Origin of the sequence: Collinsella sp. i06-0019-1H4, from assembly GCF_042849575.1 — a bacterium.
Lineage (GTDB): Bacteria > Actinomycetota > Coriobacteriia > Coriobacteriales > Coriobacteriaceae > Collinsella.
Window position 1 is genome coordinate 912,243 of the sequence record NZ_BAABYB010000001.1, and the last position, 15,649, is coordinate 927,891.

12 protein-coding genes are annotated in these 15,649 nt (G+C 59.6%); all 12 read left to right on the forward strand.

What is annotated here, in order from left to right; all coding sequences use genetic code 11:
* Window positions 1–475: 475 nt before the first annotated feature.
* The 12 genes from arcA (at window position 476) to murF (ending at window position 15,648) form a co-directional block, all read left to right on the forward strand.
* Window positions 476–1,717, forward strand: a complete 1,242-nt coding sequence (gene arcA, locus ACGHEN_RS03870) for an arginine deiminase (RefSeq protein ID WP_099431519.1) — start codon at window positions 476–478, stop codon at window positions 1,715–1,717.
* A gap of 105 nt (window positions 1,718–1,822) precedes the next feature.
* Window positions 1,823–2,818 carry an ornithine carbamoyltransferase gene (gene argF, locus ACGHEN_RS03875; RefSeq protein WP_390397406.1) on the forward strand — a complete coding sequence of 332 codons (996 nt, stop codon included), beginning with the start codon at window positions 1,823–1,825 and terminating at the stop codon, window positions 2,816–2,818.
* Between the two features lie 137 nt (window positions 2,819–2,955).
* Window positions 2,956–4,443 carry a YfcC family protein gene (locus tag ACGHEN_RS03880; RefSeq protein WP_369831688.1) on the forward strand — a complete coding sequence of 496 codons (1,488 nt, stop codon included), beginning with the start codon at window positions 2,956–2,958 and terminating at the stop codon, window positions 4,441–4,443.
* A 473-nt stretch (window positions 4,444–4,916) separates the two neighbouring features.
* Entirely contained in the window at window positions 4,917–6,398 is a 1,482-nt protein-coding gene (locus ACGHEN_RS03885) for a DUF1846 domain-containing protein (protein ID WP_390397408.1), read from the forward strand.
* 256 nt (window positions 6,399–6,654) lie between these two features.
* The gene (locus ACGHEN_RS03890; RefSeq protein ID WP_118080324.1) at window positions 6,655–6,990 is read left to right on the forward strand and encodes a hypothetical protein; all 336 of its coding nucleotides are present in this window, start codon (window positions 6,655–6,657) and stop codon (window positions 6,988–6,990) included.
* Between the two features lie 177 nt (window positions 6,991–7,167).
* A complete protein-coding gene (locus ACGHEN_RS03895) occupies window positions 7,168–8,829 on the forward strand; it encodes a CTP synthase (protein WP_390397410.1) in 1,662 nt (553 codons plus the stop codon).
* 95 nt (window positions 8,830–8,924) lie between these two features.
* A complete protein-coding gene (locus tag ACGHEN_RS03900; protein WP_369831689.1) occupies window positions 8,925–9,773 on the forward strand; it encodes a site-specific tyrosine recombinase in 849 nt (282 codons plus the stop codon).
* Window positions 9,774–10,234: 461 nt separating this feature from the next.
* Entirely contained in the window at window positions 10,235–10,669 is a 435-nt protein-coding gene (locus ACGHEN_RS03905) for a division/cell wall cluster transcriptional repressor MraZ (protein WP_006234269.1), read from the forward strand.
* A gap of 20 nt (window positions 10,670–10,689) precedes the next feature.
* Entirely contained in the window at window positions 10,690–11,655 is a 966-nt protein-coding gene (rsmH, locus tag ACGHEN_RS03910) for a 16S rRNA (cytosine(1402)-N(4))-methyltransferase RsmH (protein ID WP_117840379.1), read from the forward strand.
* A gap of 90 nt (window positions 11,656–11,745) precedes the next feature.
* Window positions 11,746–12,216 carry a hypothetical protein gene (locus ACGHEN_RS03915; protein ID WP_390397414.1) on the forward strand — a complete coding sequence of 157 codons (471 nt, stop codon included), beginning with the start codon at window positions 11,746–11,748 and terminating at the stop codon, window positions 12,214–12,216.
* A gap of 261 nt (window positions 12,217–12,477) precedes the next feature.
* The gene (locus ACGHEN_RS03920) at window positions 12,478–14,100 is read left to right on the forward strand and encodes a penicillin-binding protein 2 (protein ID WP_343000995.1); all 1,623 of its coding nucleotides are present in this window, start codon (window positions 12,478–12,480) and stop codon (window positions 14,098–14,100) included.
* A gap of 123 nt (window positions 14,101–14,223) precedes the next feature.
* Complete coding sequence (murF, locus tag ACGHEN_RS03925; protein WP_390397416.1) at window positions 14,224–15,648, forward strand: UDP-N-acetylmuramoyl-tripeptide--D-alanyl-D-alanine ligase; 1,425 nt, start codon at window positions 14,224–14,226, stop codon at window positions 15,646–15,648.
* The last annotated feature ends 1 nt before the right edge of the window (window position 15,649 follow it).

Sequence of the window (15,649 nt, forward strand, 5' to 3'; positions counted from 1 at the left end):
AGTCAAGTTGTTACAAATGGAGACGCAAGATCGATTGGGTATTCGACGGGCCTTATACTGAGCTTCCGGTGAACGGTATCCAACGTCTGGTAAACGGTAATCTGTTTGCCAAAAATGAATAGGACGAACTTCTAACTGAATAAAAATCAAAATGGTTGAGACACAGCGAGAATTGCGAATTCTATTCATATCGTTGCGCGAAATATGCAATTTGAGGGTGGTTTAACAAAGATTAGTTTCAATTGATTCCTCGGTTAAAAACGCGTTTAAGCACGTAAATAAACTTTATTAAATCAAAGTGTGCCATGCGTGAAGTATATGTGTATGCCGTTCACCCCTCATATAAAACCGTTCGGGGGCGAGGTGGAAGTATGAACTGATTTTGGATATAAATATGTCGTCAGCAATAACGCCTCACACGGAGGGGCGCTAACGAATCGGCCCTGACAGGGGCCCGAAAGAAAGGTAGGAGGCCATGACGAAAGGTCTGCACGTGCCTTCCGAGATCGGCAAGCTCAGGAAGGTCTGCCTGCACCGTCCCGGCGACGAGCTCCTCAACCTGCCGCCCGACGAGCTCGAGCGACTCCTGTTCGACGACGTCCCGTTCCTGGAGGTCGCACAGCAGGAGCACGACACCTTCGCCCAGATCCTGAGGGACCAGGGCGTGGAGGTCCTCTACCTCGAGAACCTCGTCGCCGAGGTGTTCGACCAGGTCCCCGGCGCCCGCGCCGAGTTCACCGACCAGTACATCGCCGAGGCCGGCATCCGCGGCCAGCACATGCCGCAGATCGTCCGCGAGAAGCTGGACTCCATCGAGGACAACCTCGAGTTCGTCAAGAAGACCATGGCCGGCATGACCAAGGCCGAGATCGACATGCCCCTCACGGCGTCCACGACCCTCGACTCCCTGGTCAACTCCGAGTCCGAGTCCGACCTGATCATCGACCCGATGCCCAACCTCTACTTCACCCGCGACCCGTTCGCGGTCGTCGGCGAGGGCGTCAACCTCAACCGCATGTACTCGGTCACCCGCAACCGCGAGACCCTGTACGGCAAGTACGTCTTCAAGTACCACCCCGACTACAAGGACGTCTCCCTGTACTTCCGCCGCGACTGCCAGTTCCACACCGAGGGCGGCGACGTGCTGAACATCAACGAGAAGACCCTCGCCGTCGGCATCTCCCAGCGCACCCAGGCCGCCGCTATCGACGTCATGGCCCAGAACATCTTCTGGAACTCCGACTCCAAGGTCGAGCGCATCCTGGCCTTCGACATCCCGGTCTCGCGCGCCTTCATGCACCTCGACACGGTCTTCACCCAGATCGACGTCGATAAGTTCACGATCCACCCCGCCATCATGGGCACCCTGCGCGTCTACGAGCTGACCGCCGGCAAGAACCCGGGCGACGTGAACATCCGCCTGATCGAGGACACCCTCGAGCACGTCCTGGAGGACGCCACCGGCGTCGACCAGGTCAAGCTGATCCCCTGCGGCGGCGGCGACCCGATCGCGGCCTCCCGCGAGCAGTGGAACGACGGCTCCAACACCCTGTGCGTCGAGCCCGGCAAGATCTGCGTTTACGCCCGCAACACCGTCACCAACGACGTGCTGTACAAGGAGGGCCTGGACCTTCTCGTCGTGCCCTCCGCCGAGCTCTCCCGCGGCCGCGGCGGCCCGCGCTGCATGAGCATGCCCTTCTGGCGCGAGGACCTCTAAGTCTTTCCGTTTCCGGTGCGGTCCCCCTACAACCGCACCGGTTTCGCCCGTCAAACGGGCAACACTAATACTTACGTAATTCATTTTTTCGAAAGGAAACGAACCATGGGTGTTAACCTCTCCGGCCGTAGCTTCCTCAAGCTCCTCGACCTCTCCACCGAGGAGATCGAGTACTTGCTCAAGCTTTCCAAGAACTTCAAGGACATGAAGCGCGCTGGCGTTCCGCACCGCTATCTCGAGGGCAAGAACATCGTTCTGCTCTTCCAGAAGACCTCCACTCGTACCCGCTGCGCCTTAGAGGTCGGCGGCATGGATCTGGGCATGGGTGTCACCTACCTCGATCCGGGTTCGTCGCAGATGGGCAAGAAGGAGTCCATCGAGGACACTGCCCGCGTTCTCGGCCGCATGTATGACGGCATCGAGTTCCGTGGCTTTGCCCAGGACGATGTCGAGGAGCTCGCTGCTAAGTCCGGCGTGCCCGTGTGGAACGGCCTGACCACTGAGTGGCATCCCACCCAGATGCTCGCCGACATCCTGACCGTCCAGGAGAACTTCAACTACGACATCAAGGGCAAGACCCTCGTCTTCATGGGCGACTGCAAGAACAACGTTGCTCGCTCCCTCATGGTTGTCTGCTCCAAGCTTGGCATGAACTTCGTGGCCTGCGGCCCCGAGGAGTGCATGCCCGCTGACGACGTCATCGAGGCCTGCAAGCCCATCGCCGAGGCCAACGGCTGCACCATCAAGCTGACCACCGACGTCAAGGACGGCGTCACCGGTGCCGACGTTATCTACACCGACGTGTGGGTCTCCATGGGCGAGCCTGACGAGGTCTGGGCCGAGCGCATCGCTCAGCTCACCCCGTATCGTGTCACCTCCGAGGTCATGGCTATGGCCAACCCGGGTGCCATCTTCCTGCACTGCCTGCCCAGCTTCCACGACACCAACACCACGATTGGCGCCGAGAAGTGCGAGCAGTTCGGCATCACCGAGCAGGAGGTCACCGACGAGGTCTTCGAGAGCCCCGCTTCCAAGGTCTTCGACGAGGCCGAGAACCGCATGCACACCATCAAGGCCGTCATGTACGCCACGCTCAAGTAAGTGCATCTAGCATCTCGCTCGGGGTGTATTGTTGAACACCCCGAGCGGCTTTATCTGGTAAAAATCTCGATCGAGCGGCAGGCACGGCACGGAAGAGCCGCTTCGGGCGAGATCAGTAAATGATTTATGAAGGGGGGATGAGAACTATGACTGAGACCGCTAAGAAAAAGCGCGGTATGCCTTCATCGTTCACCATTCTTCTTGCTCTGCTGGCAATTGTTGCAGTGATTACCGTTATCGTCTCCGGCACGTCCGGCGGCGCGGTTACTGCCGCCCGTCTGAGCGATTTCTGCACCGCCCCGATTAAGGGCTTCGCTGACGCTCTGCCCGTCTGCCTCTTCGTTATGATCCTGGGCGGCTTCCTCGGCATGATGACCGAGACCGGCGCCCTGGACAACGGCATCGCCGTCCTGGTGCAGAAGCTTAAGGGCAACGAGATCATGCTCATTCCCGTGCTGATGCTCATCTTCTCCCTCGGTGGTACCACCTATGGTATGTGCGAGGAGACCGTTCCCTTCTACGCCCTGCTTGCCGCTACCATGATGGCCGCTGGCTTCGACCCGATGGTCGGCGCCGCTACCGTCCTGCTCGGCGCTGGCTGCGGCTGCCTGGGCTCCACGGTTAACCCGTTCGCCGTCGGCGCTGCCGTCGACGCTCTGACCGGCGTTGGCATTGAGGTCAACCAGTCCATCATCATCGGCCTCGGTGCCGTCCTGTGGATTGTTACCACTGCCATGTCCATCTTCTTCGTCATGAGCTATGCCAAGAAGGTCAAGGCTGACAAGGGTTCCACCATCCTGTCGATGCAGGAGCTCAAGGACGCCGAAGAGGCTCACGGCAAGGCTGCTTCCGAGGTTCACAATGAGGTCAAGCTCACCGGTCGTCAGAAGGGTGTTCTGATCGCCTTTGCCTTCACCTTCGTCGTTATGATCGTCGGCTTCATTCCGCTGGCCGACCTCAACGAGGGCGTCGCCAACTTCTTCGACGCTGGCGCTGTCTACGACGCCGACGGTAACGCCGTCGTCCAGGGCTGGTCTGCCCTGATCACCGGCCTGCCCATTGGCCAGTGGTACTTCGACGAGGCTTCCACCTGGTTCTTCCTCATGGCCGTCCTGATCGGTATCATCGGTGGCCTGTCCGAGAAGCAGATCGTTAACACCTTCATCACCGGCGCTGCCGACATGATGTCCGTTGTTCTCGTCATCGCCCTCGCCCGTGGTATCTCCGTCCTCATGGCTAACACCGGCCTCGACGTCTACGTCCTCGACGCTGCCGCCAATGCTCTGGCTGGCCTGTCCGGCGTGATCTTCGCTCCCATGAGCTTCCTGGTCTACTTCGGCCTGTCCTTCCTGATCCCCTCGACCTCTGGTATGGCTACCGTCTCCATGCCTATCATGGGACCGCTGGCTGTTAAGCTCGGCTTCTCGCCCGAGGTCATGGTCATGATCTTCTCCTCTGCCATCGGCGTTGTGAACCTGTTCACCCCGACCTCCGGCGCCATCATGGGCGGTCTCGCCCTGGCCAAGATCGAGTGGACGACCTGGCTCAAGTTTGCCCTTAAGCTCATCGTCGCTCTCTCCGTCGTCTGCGCCATCATCCTGACCGTCGCTTGCGTGATGCTCTAAGTACCCAACGGGTACCCCACGGAAACCTTGACGATCCTGTAAAGGATCACCTGGTCATCGTCTGTCCGGTGGGGTCAACCCACCGGTAGACTCCTACCTTTAGCCCCCTCCCGTTCCGTGCGCGGGAGGGGGCGCACTTATGTTCCGCGGTTTTACCAAACCGCGGAACCGGTCGACGCTGCAAGCCCGCCAGAGCGGCAATCTGACGTTCAATCGTCGGGCATGGCCAAAAGGCCTATGCCCTCCTCTTTCACGTCACCTTGCTCGCTCTGGTGGGCTTTCGCTGACTTTGCCTCTTCCTGCGACGTTTCTATTGTTGGTGCAAGGTGGTGCCGTCCCAAATAGACCACCCGGGTTCCTTTCGGTTGCGGTGGCGTGTTGGGTTGGTGCCTGTTGATGGTCTGGGTATCGGGGAGGGCGGGCTCCGTTATAATCGCCTAGGACATTAAATGGAAACGGGACGGGAGCCACACATGCGCCAGGGTTTCGACAATGCGAAGTACATCGAGCTGCAGGCTGCTCACATTAAGGAGCGCATCTCGCAGTTTGGTGGCAAGCTCTATTTGGAGTTTGGCGGCAAGCTGTTTGACGACTATCATGCGAGTCGCGTGCTGCCGGGTTTTGAGCCGGACAGCAAGTTCCGCATGCTCAAGAGCATTGCCGACGACGTCGAGGTCATCATCGCAATCAATGCAAACCATATCGAGAAGAACAAGGCCCGTGGCGACCTGGGCATTACCTATGACGAGGACGTCTTGCGCCTGGTCGACCTGTTCCGCGGCAACGGTTTTGCTGTCGCGGCCGTGGTTATCACGCAGTATGCCGGTCAGCCCGCTGCCGACGTCTTCCGCAATCGTCTGAATGCACTCGGCATTCCCGCCAAGCTGCATTATCCCATTGAGGGCTATCCGCACGACGTCGATCTGATCGTTTCTGACGAAGGCTACGGCAAGAACGAGTTCGTCGAGACCACGCGTCCGCTCGTTGTCGTGACGGCGCCCGGCCCTGGCTCGGGCAAGCTCGCCACCTGCCTCTCACAGCTGTATCACGAGCATAAGCACGGCACCGCCGCCGGTTATGCCAAGTTTGAGACCTTCCCGGTCTGGAATCTTCCCCTGACGCATCCGGTCAATATTGCCTACGAGGCCGCTACGGCGGACCTCGACGATGCCAACATCATCGATTCCTTTCACCTTGAGGCCTACAACAAGACCACGGTCAACTACAACCGCGACGTCGAGGCCTTCCCGGTGGTCCGTGCCCTGATGGAAAAGATCCTAGGCAAGAGCCCCTACCAGAGTCCCACGGACATGGGCGTCAATATGGTCGGCTTTGCCATCACCGATGACGATGCCTGCCGCGACGCTTCCAAGATGGAGATCGTCCGCCGCTACTTTACCGCGGTCGAAAATGTGCGCCGTACCGGCGTGGGCGATGAGCAAGTCGACCGTCTCAAGATTATTATGAAGAAGGCCGGCATCGATAAGAACTACTCACCGGCGCGCTCGGCGGCCTTAACCAGGGAGCAACTGACGGGTGGTCCCGTGGGCGCCATGGTCATGCCGGACGGTTCCGTGGTGACCGGTAAGACCTCCACGCGCCTGGGCGCCGCAAGTTCGCTCATTATGAACGCTCTCAAGCATGTTTCGGGCGTCGACCTTGAGCTTGAAGTCATCAGCGACGAGGCGATCGAGCCCATCAGCAAGCTCAAGACGCATTTCCTGGGCAGCAAAAACCCGCGCCTTCACACCGACGAGACGCTTATGGCGCTGTCGATCACCTCGGCTACGAGCGAGACGGCCGCTCGTGTCCTTTTGGGCCTGGAGCAGCTGCGCGGTTGCGATGCCTTCTTTAGCGTGATTATCTCGCCGACGGACGAGACGGTGTTGCGTAAACTGGGCATCAACGTGTGCTGCGAGCCCAAGTTTGAGCGTCGTGGTTTCTTCCATCGCTAAGTTTGAAGTACCGCGGTAATTGCATCGCCTTTTGGCCGTATCGGGTTAGCGCCCGGTACGGCTTTTTGATCAATAAAGCGTCTATTTCGGCGAAAAATAGCCGTTTACCTGCCTAAAAACAATTTGGGCGGTATACAATAATCGTAACTGTTTCATCCTTAGCGGGATGCCGCATGATGGATATTACCTGCCATCGTGAGGTGTGTCGGTCGTGCACGGCGCGCTGGATGCTCGTGCTCGGTTAGAGGAGGCTGCCATGGCGGGCAAGGGTCGTGCGAGTGTCAACGATATGAAGCGTGTCGAAGTGCTGGTGTTGATGGAGATTGCCCAGCAATCCGAAAGTGGCGGGACATATGGCTTCTCGCGCAAAACGCTTGCGGAGCACGTTGGGGTGTCTCCGTATCGAGCCCGCGCCGCAATTGAGCGCTTGGATTCTGACGGTTTGATCGAGGTCGTTTCGCGTTATAGCGAGGATGGCGGCCAGCTTGCAAATGGTATTTGCCTTACCGAGCGTGGCGGGTGGTATCTGAAAGGCATCCGCGCGGGTATGCTCGTTCGGGATATGCTCAGGGACGAGCTTGCCGATCGGTAGCGATCTGCCGCCTAAGTTGTTGTTACGCCGCTCGGGTCCCGGGCGGCGTTTTGTTTCGAGATGGAGAAATGCAAGCACTTTGGTGAAAAATGGCGAACTGCTTCTTTCTCGAGTATTACAATGAAGACCCGTAAGATGTGTATGGACAACTTCTACGGGAAGCGCAGGTAATTCAATATGACTAAGCATGTGTTTGTGACCGGCGGCGTGGTTTCGTCTTTGGGCAAGGGCATTACCGCGGCATCGCTGGGCCGTTTGCTCAAGTCGCGCGGCTACAAGGTGACGATGCAGAAGGCCGACCCGTATCTGAACGTCGACCCCGGTACCATGAGCCCGTTCCAGCACGGTGAGGTCTTTGTGACCGAGGACGGCTACGAGTCCGATCTGGACCTGGGCCACTACGAGCGCTTTATTGACGAGAACCTGACCCGCGATTCTAACTTTACGACGGGCGCCATTTACAAGAGCCTGATTGCCCGCGAGCGTCGCGGTGACTTTTTGGGCGGTACCGTCCAGGTGATCCCGCACGTCACCAATGCTATCAAGGACAAATTCCGCCGCATTGAGGAGCAGACTGGCTCCGACGTTGTCATTACCGAGCTGGGTGGCACGATCGGCGACATCGAGTCGCAGCCGTTCGTGGAGGCTATCCGCCAGTACCGCAAGGAGGCCGGTCCCGAGAACGTCTGCTACATCCACGTATCGCTCGTTCCCTATATCGCCGCCGCCCACGAGGTTAAGACCAAGCCCACGCAGCACTCCGTCAAGGAGCTGCGCAGCTTTGGTATCCAGCCGGACATCATTGTGCTGCGCTCCGATCACCATATTGATGACGCTATCCGCGGCAAGATCGCGAGTTTCTGCGACGTCGACACCGACTGTGTCTTTACCAACGAGGATTGCGCGAGCATTTACGACGTGCCGCAGCTGCTCGCGGAGCAGGACTTTGACCTGCGCATTTGCGAGCGCCTTGGCCTCGATCCGCGCGAGCGCGATATGAGCGCATGGAATGAGTTCCTGCGCAAGCAAAACCATGCCAACCATCACGCCGATAAAGTTAAGGTTGCCGTCGTGGGAAAGTACACCCAGCTTCCCGATGCATATCTGTCGGTTATCGAGGCCCTGCATCACGCGGGCGTTTTCTACGATCGTCACGTAGATGTGCAGCTGGTCGATGGTGAGAGCCTCGATTCCGAAAACGTCAATGAGGTTCTGGGCGACGCATCGGGCATCCTGGTTCCCGGCGGCTTTGGCAAGCGCGCCCTGGAGGGCAAGATCCTTGCTGCCGAGTTTGCTCGCGAGCACAAGATTCCGTATCTGGGCATTTGCCTGGGTATGCAGGTTGCCGTGTGCGAGTTCGCCCGCAACGTTGTCGGCCTTGCCGGTGCCAGCTCCTCCGAGTTTGATCCGGACGGTCCGTTTAGCGTAATCGACCTGATGAGCTCGCAGGAGGACGTGACCGAGAAGGGCGGCACCATGCGCCTGGGCGCCTATCCGTGCAAGCTCGCTGCCGATACCCTCGCGCGTGAGGCGTATGGCGAGGAGCTTGTCTACGAGCGCCACCGTCACCGTTTTGAGTTCAACAATGCCTTCCGCGATCAGCTCGAGGACGCCGGTCTTGTCATCTCGGGTCTTTCGCCTGATGAGCGTCTGGTCGAGATGGTCGAGCTGCCGCGCGATGTGCACCCGTGGTTCGTGGCCACCCAGGCTCACCCCGAGTTTAAGAGCCGCCCCACCAATCCTCAGCCGCTATTCCGAGAGTTCGTGCGTGCCTCGATTGGCCAGCATGAGGGCGTCGATCGCCTGCAGGTGACGCCCATGAATCGTTCGACGGACTAAGGTTGCCGGCGAACCGGGAACATATCGGAGAAGCTCCTTCGCCGCTCGCTGTGGCGGCGGGGGAGTTTCTTGATTACCTTGCAGTCGAGCGGGGCTTGGCGCGTAACACGATTGCCGCCTATCGCCGAGACCTGACGACCTACTGTGCCTATCTGGAGCGGACGGGCATTGCGTCCTTTGAGGACGTGAGTCGGCGGGTCATTGAGGACTTTATCGCCGATCGGCGCGATGGGGGCTATTCCGATGCCTCGGTGGAGCGCGCGCTCGCTGCCGTCAAAGGCCTGCATGCCTTTTTGGTGCGCGATGGGGCCGTGACCCAAAATCCTACGGCGGCGTTGCGTTTGCCAAAAAAGGCCGAGCGCCTGCCGGAGTGCCTTTCGGTGGAGGATGTTTCGGCATTGCTCGACCAGGATTTTCCGGATGGTGAGATGGGTCTGCGCGATCGCGCTATCTTGGAAGTGCTGTATGGGTGCGGCCTGCGCGTGAGCGAGCTGGTGGGGCTCGATGTGAGTGATATCCATGCCGATGACGGCTTTGTGCTGGTTCGCGGCAAGGGCTCCAAGGAGCGTCTGGTCCCTTTGGTGGGAAGCGCGGCGCGTGCCCTGACGCACTATATATGTGATGGGCGCCGACTTCTGGCGGCTCATGCTCGTGGGACAGAGACGCCGGCGGTCTTTTTAAACAAGAACGGCGGGCGTCTGTCGCGTCAGGGTGTTCACGTCATATGCGAGCGCTACGGACGCCAGGTGGGGTTGGTGGGACTCCATCCGCACACGTTGCGCCATTCCTTTGCCACCCATATGCTCGCGGGCGGCGCGGATCTTCGCGTGCTGCAGGAGATCTTGGGACACGCCGATATATCGACGACGCAGGTCTACACGCATGTCGATCGTACACAGCTGACTGAGGTTTACCTGGCGGCCCACCCGCTGGCACATCGCTAATACGCTGCTGATCTGCGATTACATGCTATCCGAGGACGGACCCCCGATTGCTGGAACGTGCTGTTGCGCACGTTTTGGCAATCGGGGGTCCGTCCCATTTTGCGCCACCGGCCAATGGCGCGGCGGGGTGCACATGCCGCGCGTGGGAGAGTTTGGGGGCGATGTGAACGGGATGTAAAGGGACGTAAAAATCGCCTCAAGGTCAACTTGAAGGTTGAGGTTGAAAGGCGGGGTGCTACAGGTGGCATCCCGCCTTTGCGTTAAACACAACATATTGTGTTTTCGAACATATGCTCGGGGGTGGCGCCCAATAGTTAGGGGGTGGAGTGGTGGGGTAGGGTGGGGGAAGGGGTGGGGAAAGGTGTTGAAAAATGGGGCAGTTCCCCATATTATTAATGACGTCGACAGGCGGGGTGGTTCCCCGCGTACGTGCCGTCTGAGTAACCGAGGGGAGGGCGCACATGGGAATGACTGGTGCATACGAGCGCAATCTCGATGCAAAAGGTCGTCTGTCCCTGCCTGCACCCCTTCGCGAGGAACTTGGAGAGCACGTTCGCGTGTTCAAAGCCCTGGATGTCGATGCTCTGTACGTGTTCTCTGCCGAGGCCTTCGATAAGTGGGTCGAAGGACTCTTCGCGGGTCGTGAGGGCCACGAGGGTTTTAACCCGCGTGACATCAACGACCAGAAGCTCATGAGGGCGATCAACAAGCGCACCACGTCGATGGATGTGGACAGCGCCGGTCGTATCGGTCTTTCTGAGTCTCTCCGCAAGCAGGCGAACCTTGACCGCGAGGTCACGGTTGTGGGCAACTACGACCACCTTGAGGTTTGGGACCGCGCCGCGGCCGATGAGGACGATGACGACGAGGCTCTGCTTGACCTCTTCTTCTCGTAAGGGCAAGGCACGAGTAACGGATGGAGCGTGGGATCTTGACACAAGAATATCGGCATGAACCTGTCATGCTCGGCGAAGTGCTTGAGTCGCTGCAGCTCAAGAGCGGCTCCGTTGTCTGCGATTGCACCCTTGGCGGTGCCGGTCATTCGGTAAAGATGGCCGCGCAGGTGGGGGAGACGGGCCTTTTGCTCGGCGTCGATCAGGACGACATGGCCCTCGAGGCCGCTGGTGCCCGTCTGGACCGCGAGGTTCCCGGCGTCCCGCACCAGCTGCTGAAGGGCAACTTCGGCGACTTGGACGAGCTGCTTTGCTCGGCCGAGGTGCCCGGGGTCGATGGCTTCCTGTTCGATTTGGGCGTTTCGTCACCGCAACTCGATATCCCTGGCAGGGGCTTTTCGTATAACGAAGATGCCCCATTGGACATGCGGATGGATCCGGGTAACAACACCCTAAACGCAGCTGAGGTCATCAACACCTATAACGAACACGACCTCGCCCGGATTCTACGCGTCTACGGCGAAGAGAAGTTCGCCTCGCAGATTGCGCGCGAGATTGTGCGCCGTCGCGAGCAAGAACCGATCGAAACTACAGGCCAATTTGTCGAGATCATCAAGGCTGGCATTCCGGCTGCCGCTCGTCGGCATGGTGGGCACCCGGCCAAGAAGAGCTTCCAGGCCATTCGCATCGAGGTCAACCACGAGCTCGATGTGCTCGAGAGGGGGCTTGATGCCGCCACCAGGTGGCTCAACCCGGGCGGACGCATCTGCGTCATCTCGTATCACTCGCTCGAGGACCGTATCGTAAAGAACCACTTTAAGGAGATGAGCCAGGGGTGCACGTGCCCGCCGGAGATTCCGGTGTGCGTGTGCGGCAACGTGCCGATACTCAAGGTCATCACCCGCAAACCCTTGGTTGCCCAACCCGATGAGGTTGCGCGCAACCCTCGGGCGAGATCAGCCAAAATCCGCGTGGCGCAGCGCCTGTAGGCGCGACCGCGCGAAATTGGACCTCCCGCTCGCACCATAAACGAAGCTTAAACACACTACCAACGTACTCGGGATGGGAGGCGGCATATCATGGGCTATAACACCTCAAACGCAGCACTCGCCTATGATATGAACGCCATGCCCGCCTACCGCGAGGCACCGCAGGCGCCCGTTGCCCCTCGTGAGCAACGCACGCCGCGTTTTGATGTCTACACGGGCGCGGGCCGTCAGGCAAACCAGGCGGTAAGCCCGGTTTTCATGAGCGTTCTTAAAACGGTTTGCATCATCGCGGCTGTCTTCATGACGATCGGTGTCGCCCGCGTGGCACTTGCCGGTGTCACGGCCCAGGTGCTCAACGGCAACGCAGAGCTTGCCAGCACGCTCGAGAAGGCGACCGACGAGAGTTCTAACCTTGAGGTCATGCATTCGGTCTATGGTGCCGACACGCGTATTCGCGATCTTGCGGGCGCCTATGGCATGGTGGAGCCCAGCGAGAGCGTTACGCTTGACTTTTCGCAGGATGCAGCCGCGGGCGCTAGCTCGACTGCGGCCGCTCAGTAAATAAGACGGTAGCTGAGTATGACAAATGACTATCGCCGCGGTTCCGACGGGGACCACGGGTCTGGACGTCCCTCCTCGCGGGGACGTTCTGGTTATCAAGGAACGGGTCGGCCATCTTACAACGCGGGGCCGTCCTATGGCAACGACCCTGCGTCGCGTCTTCGTGGCTCGGGCGGACCTCGGGTACGCAATACGGGCGCGCGCAAGGGGTCGTCGTCTGAATGGGTTACGGGAGCGCCGCTGCCTCGCCGCGATGTCGTTATGGGCTGTATCGGGGTTGGCCTTGCCGCGGGCGTCTTCCGTCTTGCCGAATACCAGATCGTGAATGCTGACAAGCTGCGCGAGCGTGCGGACGCGCGTCGTCTGCTTTCACAGACGCTCTATGCCAAACGTGGCACTATCTACGACCGCAACGGCAACGTGCTGACGTCGTCGGTCGAATGCCGCAATGTCGCCGTGAACCCTCAGCTTGTCGAGGACGTCGACAAGACGGTCTCGGCGCTGGTCAAGGCTACCGGTATTGATAAAAAGACCTGCCGCAAGCTGGTGCTGTCTGATGGTTCCTGGGTGTATATCAAGCGCCAGGTCGACGAGGATGACGCTGCCGCCCTGGAAAAGAAGAATCTACCCGGCGTGCTCTTTGAGCAGGCGATGAAGCGGGTTTACCCGTATGGAAACCTGGCTTCTCAGCTGCTGGGCGTCGTGAACGTGGACAACGCTGGCCTGACGGGACTCGAAAAACAATACGATGAGCTTCTGACCGGAACGAATGGCTCTCTTGTGCGCGAGCGCGCAAGAGATGGCGGCTATATCGCGGGCGGTGCCTATAAAAAGGTTGCCGCGATCGATGGCGTGGATATCGTGACGACGATCGACGTCAACATTCAGCGTGCCGCGGAAGATGCCTTGGCCGAGGCGGTCGAGAAGACGAAGGCCAAAAACGGGTCGGCCCTGGTGACCGACCCGACGACTGGAGAGATCCTGGCCGCCTGCTCGTATCCGACCTACGACCAGACCAATTTGGAAAACGCCAAGACCGAGGACATGAACCTTCGTCTGGTGACGGATGCCTACGAGCCCGGCTCGGTCTTTAAGACGCTGGTTGCGGGCGCCGGATTTGATTTGGGCGTTGTGCGCCCGAGCACATCGTTTGAGGTTCCCGCGAGTATCAAGGTGGGCGACGATACCGTTACCGATGCCGACAAGCGTGACTACACCATGACAATGGACGTACGCGAGATGATGCGCCGTTCGTCCAATGTCGGTTTTGTCCTGGTGGGGCGCAAGATCGGTGCCGATGATTTTGCCACCTATGTGGACAAGTGGGGTATCGGTCATAGCTCCGGTGTCGATTTTCCGGGTGAGAGTCTGGGCATCGTCAAGGAGCGCGACCAGTACGATGGTGCCACCTTGGGTGCTATGAGCTTTGGCCAGGCGCTGTCCGTCTCGCCGATTGAGGTCGCACGTGCCGTGGGCGGCATCGCGAACGGCGGCGTGATGATGACTCCGCACTTCTATAAGTCGAGCAAGGGCGATGAAAAGGATTGGGGCGAGGGGGATCGCGCGATTTCCGAGGAGGCCGCCTCGCAGGTGACATCGTGTATGCAGACGGTCGTTGCCGAGGGAACGGGCGTTGGCGGCGCGGTGGACGGCTACGACGTGGCGGGCAAGACTGGTACGGCCGAGCGCGCCGATGAGAACGGCGGCTACCTCAAAGAGAACTACATGTCGTCTTTTATGGGGTTTGCCCCGGCGCAGTCGCCCAAGGTCCTGTGCTATATCACCCTTGACGGAACCCCGTCAGGCTCCGATGCCGCCGCAGTGCCGTTCCAGTCCATTATGGCCAGTGCGCTTGACGTGTTGGGTGTCCCGCGCACCAAGTAGGGGGTTACTATCTATGAAATGGCCAGTCGGTTAATCCGGGTTGTTCACACGCCCTGCACCACGCGTAGGCGGCGCTGGGATACAATACGCCGATAGCATTATTAGGTTTACAGGGGAGCTGCAATGATAGAGATCGCCGTCAACAATCTCGCGGCCGCAACAGGGGCCCGAACCGTGACGGGAGAAGCCGATCGGGTATGCCGCGGTTGCGTTATCGACTCGCGCCAGGTTGAGGAGGGCACGATATTCGTCGCCTTCCTGGGTGAAAAGGTCGACGGCAACGACTTTGCTTCCCGTGCCATCGAGTCGGGTGCCGGCGCCGTAGTGATGACGCGCGAGCCCGATGCCGAGCTGCTTTCGCTGGCCCATGAGAAGGGCTGCGCCATCCTGCATACCGATGACCCCGAGGAGTTTTTGCTGCGCCTGGCTCACGCTTATCGTTTGGAGCTTGGCTGCCTGGTAATTGGCATTACCGGCTCTATCGGCAAGACAACGACCAAGGACGTGCTCGCCGCGGTGCTCGCCAAGCGTTATCGCGTTTGGGCAACCAAGGGTAACTACAACAACCTGATCGGTATGCCGCTCACGGTGCTGGCGGCCCCTGCCGACACCGAGGTTCTGGTGCTCGAGATGGGCATGAACCATTTCCACGAGATTGAGCGCATGTCTCAGTCCGCCAATCCCAACCTTGCCATTGTGACCAAGATCGGCACCTCCCATATCGGTATTCTGGGCAGTCGCGAGAATATCGCTCGTGCCAAATCCGAGATTGTTGGCGGCATGTGCGCCGCCGGAGACCTTCTCCCGTTGCTGGTTTTGGGTGGTGAGGACGACTTTACCCCGTTCATCCGCGACACCTTTGCTGCGCCTGCGGGCGTCGACGTGATGCTTGCGGGCGTCTCGGACGACGATGAGGTCCGTGCGTGCGACATTCGCATTGATGACGAGGGGCGCCCGGTCTTTACGCTCGATTTTGGCTTGGGCGAGACTATCGACACACTGCTTGCCATTCCCGGCGCGCAGTCCGTTCCCAATGCCGTCAAGGCCGCGGCGGTTGCCTATCGTCTTGGCGTGACGCCCGAGCAGATCGATGCCGCCTTTAGGGGTCTTACGATTACCGGGCATCGCCAGGAAATCAAGCGCGCCAAGAGCGGCGCTCGCGTCATCGACGACTCATATAACGCCAGTGCCGAATCGATGGCAGCCGGCCTCGACCTGCTGTGTTCGCTTTCGTGCACGGGTTCGCGCATGGCGGTTCTGGGCGAGATGGGCGAGATGGGCGACGAGGCTCCTCGCATGCATGAGCTGGTGGGCGCCTATGCGGCGGCCAAGAAGCTCGATATGCTCGCATGTGTCGGCGGTGAGCTTGCCCAGCGTATGGCCGAGGCCGCGCGCATGATGGGTATGGATGAGGACCGCATTCAGGTGTTCTCCGACAATCAGCAGGTGCTCGACCGTATGGGCGGCGCTCTTGAGCAGCATGATGTCGTGCTGGTCAAGGGCTCACGCTTCGTTGAGCTCGATCGCTTTGTGGAAGGTGTGTGCTAGT